The organism is Streptomyces sp. NBC_01669, assembly GCF_026339735.1.
In the GTDB taxonomy this organism is placed as follows: Bacteria; Actinomycetota; Actinomycetes; order Streptomycetales; family Streptomycetaceae; genus Streptomyces; species Streptomyces yanii.
This window is the reverse complement of the sequence record NZ_JAPEQG010000003.1, coordinates 108,142-125,573: the sequence shown is the minus strand read 5'-3', so window position 1 is coordinate 125,573 and position 17,432 is coordinate 108,142. Positions and strand designations below refer to the sequence as shown.

The 17,432-nt window shown below is 68.9% G+C and carries 13 protein-coding genes and 1 pseudogene; 2 read left to right on the top strand and 12 right to left on the bottom strand.

Annotated elements, in window-relative coordinates:
* Positions 1-251: 251 nt before the first annotated feature.
* The 4 genes from OG972_RS47505 to OG972_RS47490 form a co-directional block, all read right to left on the bottom strand.
* A complete protein-coding gene (locus OG972_RS47505; protein ID WP_266993688.1) occupies positions 252-1,394 on the bottom strand; it encodes an IS701 family transposase in 1,143 nt (380 codons plus the stop codon).
* Between the two features lie 509 nt (positions 1,395-1,903).
* Complete coding sequence (locus OG972_RS47500) at positions 1,904-2,107, bottom strand: cold-shock protein (RefSeq protein ID WP_266993260.1); 204 nt, start codon at positions 2,105-2,107, stop codon at positions 1,904-1,906.
* 197 nt (positions 2,108-2,304) lie between these two features.
* Entirely contained in the window at positions 2,305-2,511 is a 207-nt protein-coding gene (locus OG972_RS47495; protein WP_266993258.1) for a hypothetical protein, read from the bottom strand.
* Positions 2,512-2,876: 365 nt separating this feature from the next.
* A complete protein-coding gene (locus OG972_RS47490) occupies positions 2,877-4,085 on the bottom strand; it encodes a globin domain-containing protein (protein ID WP_266993256.1) in 1,209 nt (402 codons plus the stop codon).
* A 476-nt stretch (positions 4,086-4,561) separates the two neighbouring features.
* Between OG972_RS47490 and OG972_RS47485 the strand changes: the two are divergent.
* A pseudogene (locus tag OG972_RS47485) lies at positions 4,562-4,669 on the top strand (SAM-dependent methyltransferase); the annotation flags it as partial.
* A 93-nt stretch (positions 4,670-4,762) separates the two neighbouring features.
* Here OG972_RS47485 and OG972_RS47480 read toward each other — a convergent pair.
* The 8 genes from OG972_RS47480 to OG972_RS47445 form a co-directional block, all read right to left on the bottom strand.
* Entirely contained in the window at positions 4,763-7,504 is a 2,742-nt protein-coding gene (locus tag OG972_RS47480; RefSeq protein WP_266993254.1) for a bifunctional YncE family protein/alkaline phosphatase family protein, read from the bottom strand.
* 4 nt (positions 7,505-7,508) lie between these two features.
* On the bottom strand, positions 7,509-8,873 hold the full coding sequence (locus OG972_RS47475) for an ABC transporter permease (protein WP_266993252.1): 1,365 nt from the start codon (positions 8,871-8,873) through the stop codon (positions 7,509-7,511).
* Positions 8,870-9,808 (bottom strand): ABC transporter ATP-binding protein, encoded by a 939-nt coding sequence (locus tag OG972_RS47470; protein ID WP_266993250.1) that lies wholly within the window; start codon positions 9,806-9,808, stop codon positions 8,870-8,872. The genes OG972_RS47475 and OG972_RS47470 overlap by 4 nt, the downstream gene beginning before the upstream one ends.
* 564 nt (positions 9,809-10,372) lie before the next feature.
* Entirely contained in the window at positions 10,373-11,170 is a 798-nt protein-coding gene (locus OG972_RS47465; protein ID WP_266993248.1) for an NAD(P)-dependent oxidoreductase, read from the bottom strand.
* A gap of 386 nt (positions 11,171-11,556) precedes the next feature.
* Complete coding sequence (locus OG972_RS47460) at positions 11,557-12,243, bottom strand: GntR family transcriptional regulator (RefSeq protein WP_266993246.1); 687 nt, start codon at positions 12,241-12,243, stop codon at positions 11,557-11,559.
* 113 nt (positions 12,244-12,356) lie between these two features.
* Positions 12,357-13,763 carry an FAD-dependent oxidoreductase gene (locus OG972_RS47455; RefSeq protein WP_266993244.1) on the bottom strand — a complete coding sequence of 469 codons (1,407 nt, stop codon included), beginning with the start codon at positions 13,761-13,763 and terminating at the stop codon, positions 12,357-12,359.
* On the bottom strand, positions 13,753-14,064 hold the full coding sequence (locus tag OG972_RS47450; protein ID WP_266993242.1) for a (2Fe-2S)-binding protein: 312 nt from the start codon (positions 14,062-14,064) through the stop codon (positions 13,753-13,755). Before OG972_RS47450 ends, OG972_RS47455 begins: the two co-directional genes overlap by 11 nt.
* Positions 14,061-15,230 carry an FAD-binding oxidoreductase gene (locus tag OG972_RS47445; protein WP_266993240.1) on the bottom strand — a complete coding sequence of 390 codons (1,170 nt, stop codon included), beginning with the start codon at positions 15,228-15,230 and terminating at the stop codon, positions 14,061-14,063. Before OG972_RS47445 ends, OG972_RS47450 begins: the two co-directional genes overlap by 4 nt.
* Positions 15,231-15,492: 262 nt before the next feature.
* On the opposite strand from OG972_RS47445, the gene OG972_RS47440 reads away from it, so the two are divergent.
* On the top strand, positions 15,493-17,391 hold the full coding sequence (locus OG972_RS47440; RefSeq protein ID WP_266993238.1) for a glycoside hydrolase family 127 protein: 1,899 nt from the start codon (positions 15,493-15,495) through the stop codon (positions 17,389-17,391).
* Positions 17,392-17,432: the final 41 nt, after the last annotated feature.

Below are 17,432 nucleotides of genomic sequence, written 5' to 3'. Positions count from 1 at the left end.
GCTAGTCTCACGGGGACACGGGCCCGTTGTCCGTCCTGACCCGATATGTTGACCAGGTGGCCGGGCTCGGCCCCTCCCCCCGTGGGCGCCGAGCCCGGCTCATGGCTAGTACTGCAACCGCATCTGGAGAATGTGGCCTCGGCGTTTGTAGTGGGAGCGGCGGGCTCGGGCCTGGCTGCGCCGTCGGAAGCGTGACCAGTGCAGATGGTGCTCGTTGCTGTGGCAGTGGCGCGTGACGACGACGTGGCCCATCAACCGGCGGATCTCCGGGACGCTGAGGGGTATGAGGTCCTGCTCGTCGTCGAGAGTGCCCCTTTTGTGGCTTCTGCGGCGCGGATGGCGGTCAGGTAGGCGAGGGCGGCCATGGCCAGGGTGATGTGGCGGTACCAGGCCCGGTAGAGCCGCACCTGGTAGTGGTCCAGACCGCACTCTCCCTTCGCGGTCTGGAAGCACTCCTCCACCGCCCACCTCGCGGCAGCCACTTTGACCAGGTCTTTCAGTCGGGAGGTGACCGGGCCGTAGCAGACGTAGTGGGCGATCTCGCTCGGGTCGCTGACGCTGCGTCGGGCCAGTACCCAGTGCCCGAAGCCGTTCTCCCAGTACGGGCGGATCGCGACACGCGCCCAGTCGTAAATCCGCTCACCGTGCGCGCCGGCCCCGCCGGAGATCCGTTTCCACCGCTGGCGGGGCAGCGCGGCGACCAACTGGTCCACCCGCGCGTCCGCCCCGCGCGCGGCGATCACGGTGTCGTTGACCTTCGTGGCCAGCACATGCGCGACCCGACGTTTCTCCAGCCACACTCGCAGGTGCTTGACCTGCCCGTATGCCTCGTCAGCGGTGACCCACGCGAACGGGACACCCGCGTCGATGGCGCGTTGCAGCATCCACTTGAAGTGCTCGTTCTTGGTCGCGAAGGGGACTTTGTCGTCGATCCCGGCCGCGCGGCAGCGGTCACGGTCATCCGTCCAGGAGACAGGGATGTAGAGCTCGCGGTCGATCAACGCCCGCCCCCTGGCGGAGGCGTAGGCCAGGAATGTTCCGATCTGGCTGTTCTCCGTGCGGCCGGCTGTGCCGGTGTACTGACGCTGGACGCCGGCGGACTTGGTGCCCTTCTTCAGGAAGCCGGTGTCGTCGCCGATCAGCACCGCATCCTTGGCACCGATGGTCTCCACGACGAAGTCCCGCACATCGTCGCGGACCGCGTTCTCGTCCCAGTCGGAGTGGTTGAGCAGGCGCTGGACGCCGTCGGGGCGCAACTGCCCGACCTGCTCCGACAGCGTCCACCCGTTCTTTTTCTCAAGCGGCGCGAGCAACCCGTTCAGGTAGTCCGACGCCCGCTCGCGGGGCTCCGACCTGCCGAAACGATGGGCGAACCGGGCATGGAACCCGGCTATCCCCTCGGACCACGACTCGACCTGCTCAACCGTCAACGATTCATCGCACAGTCGGAACAACGAGCCAATCCGCCACCCGTCACGGCAGATGCGGTTGCAGTACTAGGGCTGCCACAGGTTGTGGAGGAGGAGAAGCCTGGCGGCGGCATCCGCTTCGGCTGATGGGACACCGCCAAGCGTGCCGTCCTGTCTCATCCGACTTCGCCTGCACCCGCATCACGCCGAGGGCATTGCGGCCACTGGCGCCTGCTGCTCGGTCATGCTCTGGTCACGGAGCCAGGAGCGCTTCTTGTCCGAGGGGTGCCACTCGGGGTGTTTCCTGCTGTGCGCACCGCCCGTTCGCTCATGCCGGTGGCTCAGGCAACAACGGCGAACCGTGGTCCGACTCGCCGACGGGACAACGCGGTCGTGAAACTACGGCGCAGCCGCCGCTCGTGCAGCTGCACTTACCCTCCGCTTCGGGCGCCAGGTCCCCCAGAGCCTGCTCCGGGGGACCTGATCGTGCCGGATCAGGCGACTGTGATGTTCTCCGCCTGCGGACCCTTCTGGCCTTGGGTGATGTCGAAGGTCACGGCCTGGCCTTCCTGGAGCTCGCGGAAACCCGAAGCGTTGATGTTGGAGTAGTGCGCGAAGACGTCCGGACCGCCGCCGTCCTGCTGGATGAAACCGAAGCCCTTCTCGGCGTTGAACCACTTCACGGTTCCGCTGGCCATGCTTGTGCCTCTCAGTCGATATCGGACCCGCACCGCGCGGACCCGGAGGTGATCGCCCTGGTCCTGCACTGCACAGCAAAACGCCCACGCCAGGGCGCGGGCAGGTACTGCGAACCACGACATCTGCCACTGACGCTACACGGCGGAACGGCCGGTCACCAGAGAGCAACGATGACTCTTGGAATTTCAGATGCACATCAGGGCCTTCTTCGTTCGGTGGGCGGTGATGAACGGGCGTACCGCTCGGTGAATGCGCTCGTGGTGCCGTCCCGGTCGGCCAGGGCGGCCAGATCGTCCAGGAGCCGGACGACCTCTTGGTGGTGGCGGGGCCCCCGGACGGCGAGCAGCTCTCCTACGGGCTTCCAGTCGGCCTCGGGGTCTTGCTGCAGCTCCGCCAGGCGCAAGTCCCGAACCTGGCGCGCCTCCTGATGGCGGGTTCGGGCGCACCACCCGGCGCTCCATCGTCCGCACCAGCACATCCGGCACCCTCGAACTCCCCCTTCCCCGGCACGGTGCCCAGCCGCCGCTTCGGAGCCCAGGGGTGCGGCTACCTGACGCGTCGCCGGTTCCGGGAACCTGCGGGCGACCCGGCGAACGATCACCTCGAAGCGATCAGTCGCCGACCGGCCCGAGCACCCCACCCGCCGCTCACACCAGGGAACCGCGATCTGGGACTTCAAGATGAAATCAACTCAGTGGTTCGCACCGGTCGGCGACAGCGTTCCCTTCCGGCCGGACAATCGTGACCATCGAGGTACGGGGAACCGGGTCAGTCCAGGTCGGCCTGCCACAGGTCGGGGCCGAACACCTCGTACTGGATGTCGCGGGGTGCGACGCCCTGCTCGATGAGCCGGCTCCGTACAGCCTGCATGAACGGCAGCGGGCCGCACAGGTAGTACAGGGCGTCCTCGGGCAGGTCGACCGCTGCGGGGTCCATCTGCCCCTGGAAGACCCCGTTCACCGGCTCGTGGCTTCGGGCGTCCTGTTCGTACCAGACGTAGAGCTGCGCGTTCTGCAGGGCCAGGACGTCGCTGACCACCTGGCGGCGCAGGGCGAAGGACGCCTCGTCGAGATCGGCGTGCAGGAGGATGACCTGCAGGCCCGACTGAGCTGCGACGAGGTGGGAGAGCATCCCGGCCATGGGGGCGATCCCGATGCCTGCGCTGGCGAACACGACCGGCCGCCCGGAGTCGTCGAGCACAACGTCGCCGTAGGGTACCGACAGCGTGAGCGTGTCGCCCAGGCCCACCGAGTCGTGCAGGAGCGTGGACATCTCGCCGTCGGGCTCGCCGTCGCCGCCAACCCGCTTGACCGAGAACTGGCGGTGCTCACCGTCGTCGGCCCGCGTCAGGCTGTACTGACGCGGCTGGAGCACCCCGTCGGGCATCCGCATCCGCACCGTGACGTACTGGCCGGGCAGCGAGCTCTTCACCAGGCGGTCGTCGGTCCGCTTGACCACGAAGGTGAGGACGTCGGCGGTCTCGCGGACCTTCCGCACCACCTGCCAGTTCCGCCACACCGTCTCCGGCCTGACGCCCCGCGCGCTGTAGAGGCCGCGTTCCTGGTTGATCAGGGCGTTGGCCATCAGCCAGTAGACCTCGTCCCAGGCCGCGGCGACCTCCGGGGTGACCGCATCGCCCAGGACGTCGCCGATCGCCCACATCAGGTTGTCGTGGACGACCTGGTATTGGTCGGGGCGGATGCCGAGGGACGCGTGCTTGTGCGCGATCCGGGAGAGCAAGTGCTCGGGTACCCGCTCCGGGGTCTCCACCAGGGTTGTCGCAAACCCCGCCACCGAACCGGCCAGCGCCTGCTGCTGGTCCCCGTGGACCTGGTTGCCGCGGTTGAACACACCGTCCAGAAGCTCCGGATGTTCGCTGAACATGTGCCGGTAGAAACGCTGGGCGATCTCACCAATGTGCTCGGCGACGACCGGGAGCGTGGCAGTAACGACTGGCCGGGACTTGTCCGAGAGCACGAAGCATCCTCCAGACGTCGGGCGCGAGATGGATGACGTCATCCAGTTTTGTCCATACTTTCATGTCGCGCTCGTCGGCACATCGGCACGGCCTGAGATCCCGCCCCGGCCAAGAGCCCCGGCGGTCAGCCTGCGCTGCGGAGGCCAAGGGTCTGCAGTTCGAGGTCGACCAGGGTCTGCGCCACGTCCGTGCGGCACCGGAGCAGGGGCATCTGGGAGTGGAAACGGACCAGTGTGAGCACGCAGTGGACGGCGGCTTGGGCCTCGGCCTGCTCCAGGTCGGGGCGGTCGGCGCGCGCCGGGCCCGTCCACTCGGTCGCGTACTCGACCAGGGAGCGGTGCAGTGTCTCCCGGTCGGCGGTCGGGAGGCAGCGGGGTCAGCCGCTGACGGACGATCACCTGCTACTGGTCACACCACGACCAGCACGCCCACACCAGCCCCGACCCACACCAGCCCAGCGACCAGCGACTTCAAGATGACGCTGTTCGCCAACCTGGTGCAGACCGCCGGCGGGGGGCCAGTTGCAGATGTGGGATGCGGGCCAGGGAGGATTACGGCCTACCTGTGTGAACTGGACATCGACGGTCCACAGTCTGTATGTGCCACACAGGGGACAGAAGAGGCCCCCGGCCGGCGGTGAAACCGGCCAGGGGCCTCTTGACGCGATCAGGCTATTTCAGCCGTCGTTCTCCGCCGACGGGATGTAGGCGCCCGGCACGTCAGCCGGCGCGTAGATCTTCTTCTCGCCCGGGTACGGCTTCTTCCAGTCGTGCGACTCGTACCAGGTGAGGTGGTTCATCTGCGCGGGGTTCGCGTAGTCGGGCACGGCGTTCGAGCCGGTCAGCCGCTGGTGCGACTTCCAGTCCGTCCACTTCGTCGCGACTGCCTTCTGGCTCTCCGGCACCACCCCGGACGGCGCGGGCGCCGCAGCGGGGTTCTGCGCCGCGGGGACGTCCAGGCCGCAGGAAGGCGCGGTCGACAGACCGTTGGTCAGCGCGGTCCGGTTGGGAAGCGCGGTGAACGGCGTGTTGTCGGGCGTGCGGGTGAAGGCCGCGGTCATCGGGGTGGCCGCGGTGTCCTTCTGGTTCATCGGCTGGACCCCGAGGATCTGCTCGATGGTCCGGACCATGTTGATCTGGCTGTAGTAGTGGCTGTCGACGGTGCCGTGCTGGGCCCAGGGGCTGATGATCTGGACCGGGGCACGGTGGCCGTCGACGTGGTCGCTGCCGGCCTGGGAGTCGTCCTCGACGACGAAGATCGCCGAGTCCTTCCAGTACTTGCTGTGCGAGATCTCGTCAACGATCTGGCCGACCGCGAGGTCGTTGTCCGCGACCTGAGCGGCCGAGTTCGCCGGACCACCGGTGTGGTCGCTGGAGAGCCAGAACATGTTCAGGTTGGCGGGACCGTTCTGCTCGAAGTCCTGCTTCCAGATCTGGGCGCGGTAGACGTCCGGGACGCTGGTGTCGAACTTCGGGAAGCCGGGCACCGACACGTTGTTGAGCGACGGGATCGGCGAGGACGAGGCCAGCTTGTAGGCCGTGCCCTGGCCGGTCGCCTGCATGTTCTTGGCGTCGCAGTACAGGTTCTGCCAGGACGCGCCCGACGGCTTGGACAGGAACTGGTGGAACTCACCGAAGTCCCGCACGGTCTTGCCGGCTGCCTGGGTACCGCTCCACAGGGTGCCGCTCGCCTGGTGACCGAGGGAGTCGTCCTCGGTGTCGTAGCTGCGCTTGTACTCACCGGCCGAGGACTCGGTGTACTCCGGGTTGTCGGCCTGCATCAGCCAGTTGTGGCCCTCGGCGGAGTTGGTGCCGATGTCGTACGTGTTGTCGTACAGGCCGAACTGCCTGGCCAGCGCGTGCTGGTTCGGCGTGACGTTCTCGCCGAACTGCGTCAGCGACGGGTCGCCGTTGCCCTGCGGCATGTCACCGTAGACCTGGTCGTAGGTCCGGTTCTCCTTGACGATCATGAAGACGTGCTTGATCGTCGAGGGGTCGCCGAGCTTCGCCGGGACCGGCACGGCGCTGGCCCGCTCGCCCGTGGCACGCTGGGCCGCGTTGTTGGTCCAGTTGTTCTGCGCGAAGACCTTGGCGGTCTGCTCCTTGATGACCTTGTCGCTCGGCAGGGTGAACCGCACCACGCTCGAGGTCGTGTCGTGGGTACCGTGGCTGGCCCCGGTGGAACGGCGCGCGTCGATGCCGCGGGTGTTGGAGACCAGGATCTCGTTGCCGGAGCTGGCGATCTCCGCGGGGAAGTAGTCCGTCGGGAGCAGACCGACGTAGCTGGCCGGCTCCTGCGGGCTGGTGTACTTGTAGACGGCGACCGCGTTGGCCCGGCCGAGGGTCACCAGCAGGTGGCCGTCGTCGGTGAGGGTCACGGCGTTGGGCTCGTAACCGATCGACGCCTGCGACCACGGCTGGGTGGCAATGGTCTGGACGACCTTGTCGTTCTTGGTGTTGATCACCGACACGCTGTTGGTGCCGGTGTTGGTGACGAACACCGCGCCGTTCTTGGCGTACACGGCGGTCGGGTGCAGACCGACTTCGACGCTGCTCGGGGCGGCGGTCGGGTTGGCCAGGTCGATCACGCTGACCGTACCGGAGGTGGTGGCACCGGTGTTCGCGTCGGACGGCACCTGGGTGCCGTACGAGTTGATGGTGGTGTCGCCGGGCTTCGCGGGGCGGCCGCCCTCGTTGCTGACGTACAGCTTGTCGCCGACCTGGACCATGCCACGCGGGGCGTTGCCCACGTTCCAGCTCTGCGTGAGGGCACCGGTCGCCGCGTCGAGCGCGACCACCCGGTTCTGGCCGTTGACCGCCGAGTACACGGTGGAGCCGTCGGCCGAGAAGACCGCCGCGGACGCCAGCGCGTGCTTGGAGCCGTCCGCCGGGATCTTGATGTCGACCGGGTTGGTGACGCTGCCGTCCGCGTTCACGTCGAACCGGGTGTAGCCGTCGGTCCGGCCCAGCCACAGGTGCTTGCCGTCGGGCGAGTACGTGGGGCCTTCCTGGCCCACGTCGTTGCCGCTGATGCGCGGGATGGACGACGCAGCGTTGCTGACGAGCTGCTGCACCTTCCAGTTCTTCACGTCCACGATGGCGAGCGCGGCGCCACCGTCGGTCACCGCGGCGGCGACGTGGGCGCCGTCCGGACTCACCGTGGACGACATGATCTTGCCGTTGTTGATGACCAGACGCTCGCCGTAAGGGTCGATGTACTGGTTGCTGGAGACCAGCTCACCCTTGTCGTAGGACTGGCCCACCTGGTTGGTGCCGAACGGGTCCACCTGGGCGAAACCGACGCCGGTACCGGCGGCGACGACGACAGCGGTGGCGGCTGCCGTGATGAGGGCCCGCCGGCTGCCGAAGCGCCGACCGGAGCCGTTCTCGCCATTCACACGACGACGTGTGACCTGCATGGAGCTATCCCTTCAAGGGGGTTGGAAGCAGTGCGACGTTGCCGTCGAACTGCCAGAGAGGGTTCGGTGCGTCCCCCGTCGGGGTGCGCACCAGGAAGTAGCCGTTCACTTCCTTCGGTCCGTCGCCGTCGGCGACGAACCGCCCGTCAGGGGTGACGTCGAGCTGGTAGATGGCCGTCCCTGCGGCCTCGACGCCAGGGAGATGCCAGGTCACGACGCAACGCCAGTCGTTACCCGGCCCCTCGGCAGCGACCCTGTCGCTGCCCTTGTCGCACGCCGCCGTGGCCTTCACCTGCGCCTCGGTGACGTCGGGACGGTTGAGCTCTTTGGTCTGAATGCGGTAGAGGTGCGCGAACGCCGTCGCGACCGAACGCTGCACCTTGTCCTGCTCGATCCCGGAACCCGTGGCCCCGGTCGCCCCGGTGACAACTGCGACCGTCACGGCGAGCAGGCCGACGAGCGGCAGGACTCCGACAGTGACCGCGCGGCGCCCCGAACCGTCGTACGTCAGGTTGGTGAAGTCACGCCGCAGGAACAGCAGGTAGGCAAGGGCTGTCGCGGTCACGGCCCACACCAGGCTGACCACGACGCCGATCAGCAGCGGGCCGAGCTGCGCCGGGCCGGTGAACAGACCATTCCAGGAGATGAACGCGTATCCGGGCAGGGCAAGGCGTACAACGACCGGAAGCGGCATCATCTGGGCGATCTGCATCGCGATCGCGACAAGCGCCGGCAGCAGCAGCCCCATCGGGGACCGCCCCAACGCGACCGACCCGAGCAGTCCGATCCCAGCGAGAGCCAGGGTCGGAGCGAGCGCGCAGGCCCAGGCGAGCAGCACCTTCCCGGCGGCGTCCCCCGGTGCCAGCAGGTGACCGTCGAGGCCGACCAGCGGATGGTTGCCGACCGCCAGGACCCCGCCGACCACGCTGGAACAGGCCAGCCCGACCACGAGCAGCAGCAGGACGGTGAGGCTCGCCAGTGCCTTCGCTGCGAAGATCCGCCTGGGTGACCGGACCGCCACAAGCAGGTGCCGCCAGGTGCCCAGCCGGTCCTCGGAGGCGAACACGTCGCCGGCGACCAGCGAGGTCAGCAGCGGGAGCGCCCAGATGCCCGCGAAACCGAGCAGCACCAGCGGTCCGGCCCAGCCCGTGGCGTGCATCCAGCGGCCGAAGAGGGTGTCCGTGGGGAGCGTGCTCTGCTGGCTCACCCCGGCGACGAAAAGCGCGGGCGCGATCCAGCAGGCGAGAACCACTAGACGGATACGCCATTGCGAGAACAGTTTGACCAGCTCGAAGCGGTAGCTGCGGGCCACCGAAACGGGGTGGACCCCGGCAACAGCCACGTTGTCGTCAGTAAGGGTCGCGGTCATCGGCCGGCCTCCTGCTGCTCGGTGAGGGCAAGGAACGCGGCCTCGAGCGGCGACACCACGGGGGCGAGCTCGCGCACCGCGATGCCCGCGTGCACCAGCCCCGCCACCAGTTCGTCGAGGGCGGGCACCTGCGCGCGCACGACGAGCATCTGGGCGTCGTGCCGTATGCCGGCGTCGTCGACGGCCTGGATCCCGGCCGTGTCGACAGCCAGCCGACGGGCGGCCTCCGGGTCGGAGGTGAGCAGCCGGTAGTCGAGTTCGCGGTTCTCGGCGGCCAGCTTGCTCAGCGGACCGGAGAAGACGACCCGGCCGGTGGCGACGAGGGTGACCTCGGAGCACAGTGCCTCAAGGTCGTCCATGCGGTGGCTCGAGAGCACGACACTGGTTCCCTCGGCCGCAAGCCGGTTGAGGACACCGTAAACGTGCTTCTTGCCGGCCGGGTCGAGGCCGTTGGAAGGCTCGTCGAGCACCAGCAGCCGGGGCTTGGTGACCAGGGCGGCGGCCAGCCCGAGCCGCTGACGCATGCCCAGGGAGAAGCCCCGGGCCCGGTCGTCGGCGACATCGGTGAGCCCGACCTGGTCGAGCGCGTCGTCGATCCCCGTTGTCTGCGCGTCGCCGCGGAGAGCGGCCAGCGCGGCGAGGTTCTGCTTGGCAGTGAGCGAAGGGTAGAGACCGGGACCGTCCACGAAGCCGGCGACACCGTAGGGAGCGGCAAGCGCCCGCCCGACCGGCGTACCCAGGATCTCGAGGCTACCGCGGTCGGCGACGGCCAGGCCCAACAGGAGTCCGAGCAAGGTCGTCTTGCCGGCGCCGTTCGGTCCGACCAAGCCGTGAATCTGACCCTGCGCCACGTCCAGATCGATGCCGTCGAGTGCGACGACGTCGCCGAAACGTTTCGTGATCCCGCGAGCCCGGATGGCGATACGTGTGTCCATGAACCCCTTCTTTCGAAACCTCCAGTGACCTTAGGGACGGCGCAGAGCGCAGGCAGGGACAGCCAGTTGAATATTCGTGTAATGGGAAACGACCGGCAGACGCTGCACCGATGCCTCGCCGGTAGCCGTCACCGGCACCTTTTCGATGCCGGATCGCAGAGCTCACCGGGCCACCGGACACTTGCGGACGCAAGCATCGCCGCCAGTTGGATCGTGATCACGACAGGGCATCGGCAAGTCCCGTGTGCACGAAGTAACCAGTATCGAGCCGGACTTGGACAACACCTGGACGCACCGAGTCCGTACGAAGAACCGTGGCCCGCGATTCGGTGCGCCGCGCCATCTGCCCGGGGCCGGCGGAAGACGTCGACCACTGCCGTCAATCCGGGCTCGTGCGCGGGGTGAGGCATGAGCGATGTCGAGGCCGCCACGCTGCCGATGAACGGCCTGACGGCCCGCACGGCGATAGACCTGCTGGAGCTCCCCGCAGGCGCCACCGTGGCGGTGGCGCGGCGGGCGGCGGGTGCTGCAGCTGAGATGCCTCACTGCAGCGGTTGGCCTCTTTCAGATGTGTCGGAGCGTGTATTCCGCGTTGGCGTATGCGCCGCCCTGCAGATCGTGCTCCGTCGCGTCCCCTTCCGGCGGCATACGCGGTGCGAAGGCTTCCGCGTCGTCCACGGGTGTGTATCCCAGAGCCGACCCGGCCTCGACGTCCCAGAACCGGCGCGTATTGGCGGAAACGGCATAGACCGTCGCGAAGTTGATGTCGGAGGTGGTGAGAGCCGCGCGGACGAAGCCGAGGCAGTCGCGCGGGCTCAGCCAGGTGGCAAGATGACGTCGCTCGGTCGGCGCGTCTTCAAAGCTCCCGATGCGCAGGCACACCACGGAAAGACCGAACTTGTCCGCATACAGACGTCCCAGAGCCTCGACCGCTACCTTGCTCACCCCATAGAGACCGTCCGGACGCGGCGGCATCTCGGGCGTGACGGTCGTCGAGACCGGATAGAAGCCGGTGAGCCGGTTACTGCTGGCGAGTACGACCCGCCCTACTCCTTGCCGACGTGCACCCTCCAGCACGTTATGCGTTCCGTGAACATTGCCGTCCAGCAGTTCCGGCAGCGGCGCCTCATCCGGGACTCCGCCCAGATGCACCACCGCGTCCGCACCTTCCAGGGCCGCTGTCACCGCCTCAGCGTCGCGCAGATCAAGCTGCCGCACCTCCTCGGCCGGCGACTGCGCGGCGAGGCCGACACGATCGACGAGCACCAAGCGTTCCGCTTCACCGCGCAGACCGATCCGCACCATCGACCCGATTCGCCCGGCTGCACCAGTGACTACCACAGTCCCAAGACTCGTTCCCATGACGGCAACTCTGCCTCACACCACCGACAACCCCGCCCGCAGGAGGTCTCGTCGAGACGGAACAGGAACTCCAACACCTGGTGTCCACATCACCTCGACTGTCCGGGAATCGCGACACGGCTCGCAGCCGTCGAAGCGAAACCGGTCTCGGCAAACGTTCTGCTCAATCGCCACATCGACCTGAAGCGGGAGGTGTGCGGCAAGATCCCGAGCGCGTATCCGACCTGGGTGACGGTCACCAGCGTCGCGGCACTCGATGACGAGACGCCGAGGGCCGTGGCGATGACCTCGATCAGGGGCGGGGCCCAGTAGAGACTGCCGATATCGAAGATCTCCAGGTACTCGAAGAGGTCGGTGGACAGCTCGAGTCGGATCCGTGGCGGCAGCTATTCGGCCCACAAGCCGCGGATGTGCCCGATGTGGCGGGTCATGACCGCGCGGACGGCCTCCTCGTCACGGGAAAGCAGCGCGTCGAGGATTTCGAGGTGCTCTTCGGCGGAGGCAGGCAGCTTCCCCTCCTCAACAAGAGCGGTGAGGCCGTACAGCCGGGACCGCCTGCGCAGATCGCTCACGACCTCGACGAGGTGTGCGTTACCCGCGAGGGCGAGCAGCCCGAGATGGAAACGCAGGTCTGCTTCGACGTACGCGATGAGGTCGCCGGCGGCCGCGGCGGTCACGATCTCGTCGGCGATGGGGCGCAGCGCCTCCAGTGCGACGGGATCCGCGGTGGACGCGAGTCCCGCGGTGGTGGGGATCTCGATCAGTGAGCGGATGTGGGTGTACTCGTCCAACTGCTGGTCGGAGACCGCGGTGACCCGGAAGCCCTTGTTGGGCACTGTGTCGACCAGGCCTTCCTTGGCGAGGTCGAGCATGGCCTCGCGCACGGGCGTCGCGGAGACCCCGAAGCGGGCGGCGAGGGCGGGTGCGGAGTAGACCTCGCCCGGGCGCAGCTCGCCGGCGATCAGCGCGGCGCGCAGCGCGTCGACGACGCGCTCGCGGTAGCTGCTCCGCGTGCCCCCGAGGGTGGGCAGAGCGGGGCCGGCGGTCTTGGCGCTGGTGCGCTGGGCGGCCATCGGGTGTCCTTCCGTGCTATGCCATGTCATGTGCCACCAGTATCCAGGCAGCGGGGGAAGCTTTGTGCGGTAGGTGTCCGGGAGTGGGGAGGGGCGGGGTCGGCCCCGCGTGCTCAGCCTTGCGTGGTCTCCCCCGGTGCCCCTGCCCGCGCAAGCACGCCCAGCGGGACCGGACAGGCGAACGGCCGCTTCGCAGGCGGCTGTTCGCCTCCAGTGAGACCGGCCACGGCGGGGCCGCACATCCGGCCCTGGCACCAGCCCATTCCGGCCCGGGTCAGCAGCTTCACGGTGCGTACGTCGCCGGCGCCGAGCTCGTCCACCGCCTCGCGGATCGCCGCGGCCGGGACTTCCTCGCAGCGGCAGACGACCGTGTCGTCGGTGATCTGTTCGGTCCAATGCGCGGGCAGGGCGTAGCCGGTGTCGAGCGCGGAGAAGAACCGCCGCAGTCGGGAACGTGCCCGAGCGGCCGCCGTCCAGGCGCCCGGGTCGGGTTGTGTGTTCCGCAGCCGGGCGGCCGCGGAGCGTCCGGCGATGTGCCCCTCGGCGAGAGAGAGCGCCGAGCCTCCGATGCCGGTGGTCTCACCGGCGGCCCAGACGCCGGGCACGTCGGTGCGCTGTTCCTCGTCGACGGCGACTCCTCCCCTGTCGATTCGGCAGCCGAGCGCCTCGGCGAGATCCGTGTGCGGTAGCAGGCCATTGCCGACGGCGAGGGTGTCGCAGGATATGCGCCGCTCGGAGTCCCGTCGGACCCGGCCGTCGGCGTCGAGCGCGGCGACGGTGACGGCTTCCAGTCTTTCCGTGCCATGTGCCGCGACAACGGTGTGGTGCGCCCGGATGGGAATCCGGTGGGCCAGCAGTGCCGTCGCGTACTGGGCCGCCTCGGCCAGTTTGCCCGGGTGAGCGGTCAGCGTCGTTGTGTGCGCGACGAACGCCTTCGGGTCGGCGGACTCCACGAGCGCGGCGACCTTCGCACCCGCCGCGGCGAGTCCGACGGCGACGGGCAGCAGCAGAGGTCCGGTTCCGGCCACCACAGCCGTACGTCCGGGCAGCACCAGGCCGCCCTTGAGCATGGCCTGGGCGCCACCTGCGGTGATCACGCCGGGCAGGGTCCAGCCGGGAAACGGCAGCACCTTCTCGTAGCCGCCGGTCGCGAGGAGCACGGCGTCGGCCCGCACCGCGGCCGGCTCCTGCTGCTCGGGACCGAGAAGCGCATGCATGATGAATGCGTGCGGCTTCCGCTCCACGCACCACACGTGATGGCCCTTCAGATGCGTAATGCGTCCGGCTTCGATGTGTGCGGCGAGCCCGTCGCGCAGTTTCTCCCAGGTACGCCACTGATGGTGCAGCGCCTGCGGGCGGCGCGCGCCGAGCCCCTGTGCGGGCTGCCGGTAGAACTGCCCGCCCGCCTCGGCCGCGGAGTCGATCACGGTGACGCGGAGTCCCCGGGCGGCAGCGGCCAACGCGGCGGCGAGGCCCGCGGGGCCCGCTCCGACCACGGCGAGATGCGGGTCAGCGCTCATCGTGTCCGGTCCCTTCCTGCGTACGGATCACCTGGCCCGGCTCGGCCGGCAGCAGACAGGCCCGCTGGTTGGGGCGCCCGTCGACGGTGACCAGACAGTCGAAACAGACACCGATGCCACAGAAGACCCCGCGCGGTCCGCCCTCGCCCCGGGTCGAACGCCAGGAGGTGACACCCGCCGACCAGAGCACGGCGGCGATGCTCTGGCCGGGCATGGCATCGATCTCCCGGCCGTCGAAAGTCACGGTGAAGGACGGGCCCGGCCGGGCCTCGACCAGGTCCAGCGGGGTACGGGATCTCACTCTGCCTCCTTCTCGGGAAAGCGGTCGGGACGGAACGGCGCAAGGTCCAGATCGGGAGTCTTGTCGCTCAGTACCTGGGCGATCAGCTGACCGGTGCCGGGGGCGAGGCCGATGCCCGCGCCCTCGTGACCACAGGCATGGAACAGCCCCGGCACGCGCGGATCGGGGCCGACGGCGGGCAGATGGTCCGGCATGTACGGGCGGAAACCCAGGTAGGAGCGCATCGCGCGGACACGCTCCAGGAAGGGGAAGAGCCGGGTCGCGCCGGCCGCGAGGGACCGCACGACGGGGAGGGAGAAGGAACGGTCGAAGCCGACCCGCTCGCGGCTCGCGCCGATCAGGATCGGTCCCGCGGCTGTGCCCTCGACCACCGGCGAGGTCTGCAGAGCGGCGGAGTCGCTGGCCACGTCGGCCACATAGTCGGCTGCGTATACCTTGTGGTGGATCATGCGCGGCAGCGGCTCGGTGACCAGGACGAAGCCGCGCCGGGGCAGTACGGGGAGACGGACCCCCGCGAGCGCGGCCACTTCGCCACCCCAGGTCCCGGCGGCGTTGACGACCGCCGGGGCGTGGATGTCCCCGTGGTCGGTGCGGACTCCGCGCACAGCCCCGCCTGCGGTCCGCAGCACGTCGGTGACGGTCCACCCGGTGTGCAGTCCGGCACCGGCCGCCCGTGCCGCGCGCACCAGATGGGCGGCGGCCAGGGACGGCATCACCTGCGCGTCCTGCGGGTAGTGGACGGCGCCGGCGAGACCCGGCGCGATGTGCGGTTCGAGGTCGTGGAGTTCGTCGGCCGCGACGGGGACCGCCTCGACCCCGGCGGCGCACTGCTCGACCGCAAGTCCCGCGAGGGCGGCGAGCCCTTGTGGCGCTGCGGCCACGACGACCCCGCCCTTGCGCTCGTACTCGACAGCGGCACCCATCCCCGGCTCGGCGGCCAGCTCAGCCCACAACCGGACGGAGTGCAGCGCCAGTTCGAGCTCGGGCCCCGGCTCCTTGTCGGAGACCAGCAGATTCCCCTCGCCCGCGCCGGTCGTGCCCCCGGCCACCGGGCCGCGGTCCACCAGAGTGACACGCAGGCCGGCCCGGGCCGCGTACAGGGCACACGCAGCGCCCGTCATCCCAGCCCCGATGACCACAACATCGCAGGTCAGTCGCTTAGTCACCGCAGTACTATGTCACATTCCTCTCTGGCGGCCAAGGGGCTCGAGGCCCTGCGCGTGATCCGCTCCCGGCAACGCCCGCGACCCTTCCCCCGCTTCTGGGGCCGACTTCGGAGTCCACGTAAATTCCACGGACCATCCATTGCCGTTCGCCTGGCCATGAGCCTAAGGTCGGCGCAACATCGCAGTGCCATTGCACAGTGCAATACCACATATCACTGGAGATCCCATGATATCGGACCAGGTCAGAGCACACTCAGGCGATATGGCAGGAGCTGTGCGGACCGAATCGGGCGCCGTTGTCCCGGTCACTTCCGCGCGCCTTACGGGCGGTCTGCTCCGGCAGTGGCAGGACCGGAACCGGCGGTCGACGATTCCGCACACCATCGAGCAGCTGCGCGCCGCCGGAAATCTCGACAACCTGAGCCGTCTCCTGGCCGAGGAGCCCCCGGCCTATCGCGGGCGCTACCCGTTCCTCGACACCGACCTGTACAAGACGCTCGAGGGTCTGGCGTACGAGATCGGCGCGGGCGGCGCGGACGAGGGCGTGCGGGAGTTCTTCGACGAGGTGGTCGACCTCCTCGAACGCGTGCAGGCCGAGGACGGCTATCTGAACTCCTTCTTCCAGGACCCGGCGGCGGCCAAGAAGCCGTGGGAGGACCTGGCCTGGGGGCATGAGCTCTACAACCTCGGCCATCTGATCCAGGCCGCCGTCGCAGCCCACCGCAGGATGGGTGACAACCGGCTCCTCGCCGTGGCCGTGAACTTCGCCGACCTGGCCGTGCGCCGCTTCGGCGAGGGCCGCGAAGAGGCCACCTGTGGGCACCCCGAGGTGGAGATGGCTCTGGTCGAGCTGTACCGGGAGACGGGCAACCGCAACTACCTGACCCAGGCACGCCTGTTCGTGGACCGCCGAGGGTGCGGGAACCTGCGGCACAGCATCTTCCCTCCCCAGTACTTCCAGGACCACCTGCCCTTCCGCGACCTCCCCACCGTCACCGGGCACGCGGTCCGCATGGCGTACCTGGCCGCCGGCGCGACCGATCTTTATTTGGAGACAGGTGACCGAACCTTGTTCGAAACTCTGGACAGGCTCTGGGACGACATGGCCACCACCAAGCTCTACTTCACGGGCGGGCTCGGCAGCCGGCACTCCGACGAGGCCATCGGCGACCGGTACGAGCTGCCGTCCGAGCGCTCCTACAGCGAAACCTGCGCGGCCATCGCCCTCATGCAGTGGGCCTGGCGCATGTTCCTCGCCACCGGTGGCGCCAAGTACCTCGATGTCTTCGAGCGCGTGCTCTTCAACGCCTACGCCGTGGGCCTGTCCGCCGACGGGAAGGCCTTCTTCTACGACAACCCGCTCCAGCGTCGCCCTGACCACGACCAGCGCAGCGGGGCCGAGACCGGTGGCGAGGCGCTGCGCCGGTCATGGTTCGGCTGTCCCTGCTGCCCGCCCAACATCGTCCGATGGATGGCCCAGCTCGGTGACTATGTGGCCGCCGAGCGCCCGAACACTCTGATCATCACTCTGTACGCCGAGGGGCGGATCGCGACGGACGCCCTCACAGTGAGCGTCGGGACGGACTATCCGTGGGACGGGGATGTGCGTCTCACGGTCGAGCGCGCCCCCGGCCGGCCGTACGCGATCAGCATGCGGATCCCCGCCTGGGCCCGCGGCGTCACGCTCGACGGCGAGCCCGCCACGGCCGAGGACGGCTGGCTGACCGTCGAACGGGAGTGGGCCGAGGGCGACACGCTGCGTCTGCACCTGCCAATGCCGGTACGCGGTCACGCCTCGCACCCCTACCTGGACGCGACCCGTGGCGCGGTCGCCGTCGCCCGCGGCCCGCTCGTCCACTGCGTCGAGCAGCAGGACTCCCCCGCCCCGGTGGACGATCTCGTCCTCCCGGCCGAGCGTCTGGCCACCGCCGATCTCTCCACCCCGCCGGACGGACTGCCCGGGCAGGTCGTCATCCGGGTGACGGCGGATGTCGCGCCCGCCCCGCCGCCGGAGCTCTACCCGGAGATCACCGCCGAACACTCCAACCCCGAATCCCCTGTCACCGAACCGGCCGTGACGGTTCCCGTGACCCTCGTCCCCTACTTCCTGTGGGGCAACCGCAGGCCCGAGGCCATGCGCGTATGGCTCAGGACCCGTTGACGGCATCCGCCGAGATGACCGCATCCATCGAGCTCGTCGAC